Source organism: Paludisphaera rhizosphaerae (assembly GCF_011065895.1).
GTDB lineage: Bacteria > Planctomycetota > Planctomycetia > Isosphaerales > Isosphaeraceae > Paludisphaera > Paludisphaera rhizosphaerae.
Genome location: NZ_JAALCR010000084.1, coordinates 1 through 1,569, shown reverse-complemented (window position 1 = coordinate 1,569; position 1,569 = coordinate 1). Strand labels below are relative to the sequence as shown.

Genomic DNA, 1,569 nt, shown 5'->3' with positions numbered 1-1,569 from the left:
ATTGATCAGCCAGCGTTCCGATTGATCTCTCATGCTTCCCCTCCTGCGTCGTTCTTCGCTGCCGAAGGCTGCCAGGGGTTGAGCGTGTTCGACGACGTCGGCCCCCACAGGTAGCCGCCCTGCCGCTGCCGCTCCGGCGGGATGATGTTCTCCGACGGCGGTTGCCGACGGTTGGAGGCCGTCACGCTGGTCGTGTGCAGACTGGCCGCCCCGTTGTTCCAGACGATCGACAACGAGGTGATCGGTAGGCCGGCGGTTTCCAGGCCGGTCGAGTAGCCGTCCGCCGTGAGATTCAGACCCTGGTTGGCGAGCGGCAGGACTTCCTCCAGGATGCGGTTCACCGTCAGGCTGAGATCGACGACCGTGTTCTTGTTCACGTCAAGCAACTGCTGGGCGTAGTCGTCCATCGCGGCCTGATTGTTGGGGTCAGTCCAGGACTTCATGAAGATCCGCTGCTCGCGTTCAAGGCCGTCGACCGTGTAGGCCGTGCCCTCCCATCCCGAGGCCGGGGCCGTGGCGGTCAGGCTGTCCTCGTTGACGGCGATCAGGACTCGGACGTCGTCAGGTGGTCGGTTGCCGGCCGTGATGTAGGTCGGGACGAAGAACGTGATGGTTCCGTCGGAGATGTCGGGCGAGAAGCCGTCCGTAACCTCGTTGCCGTCCCAGCAGACGCTGGCCATCGGGACATTGGTCGACGTGGCCGAGCCGCCGTAGGCCCCCACCCAGACGGCCGACGGGCTGAACTTGCGGGCGAGGGCCGCTCTCATGTCGGCGTCGACGACTCGGTATCGGCGGTAAACCAACGCCGGCCCCTGGTCGAAGCCGTACAGGGTGTAGCCGTCGTAGTCCGTCGCCGGGAGCGGGCTTTCCAAGGTGAACGTCGCCGTCCCCCCGGCCGTCAGGGCGTCGTTGGCGACGACCTTCACGCTGTAGATGGAGTCCACCCCGGAGACCACGTTCTTCCAGAGGTGCAACACGCCCTGTTGAGCCGAGGGCCCGAAGGCGTCGGCTGCCCAGGTCTGCGTGGCGTCCGAGGACGTCAACTCGACGTGAAGCGTGTCCGTGCAGGAGGCCGTGCCCGTCGAGCGGGACGTCTGGCCGTACTTGTAGACGTTGGTCGTCCAGGCGGCCTTGGCGGCCGCGTTGGTGACGCCCGGGTATTGGAACCACTCCTCAAGCCCGCCGTTCGACAGGCTGACCAGCTTGGCGACCGTCCGGGGCTGGCCGAAGATCGTGACCTTGGTGAAGCAATCGGCGAGCGACCGCCGGACGCTGGGCGGATTGGTCAGGTCGGTCAGGTCTTCAAGCGTAAGGGTGACGGCCGTGGGATCCAACAGGTCGAAGACCCGGATCGTGCCGTCGGGCTGGACGTTGAGGGCGTGGCCCGGGTAGATCGACTGGATGAACGACTCGACGGCCGAGAGGCAGCGAGGGCCGCTCACCGTACACACCCCGGTCGGGATCTGAGTGAGGGCCGCCAGGTCGGAGAGGGTCGACGCAGGGAGGGAGTAGGTCGAGCCGGATACGGAATAACCGCCGATGCCGAGGTCGTTCATCGGGCCGGCATTC

At 66.1% G+C, this 1,569-nt stretch carries 1 protein-coding gene; it reads right to left on the bottom strand.

Features of this window, described 5'->3' with window-relative positions; all coding sequences use genetic code 11:
* Positions 1-29: 29 nt before the first annotated feature.
* Positions 30-1,569, bottom strand: a 1,540-nt coding sequence (locus G5C50_RS32075) for a hypothetical protein (protein ID WP_165076166.1), incomplete at its 5' end; no start/stop codon positions are given.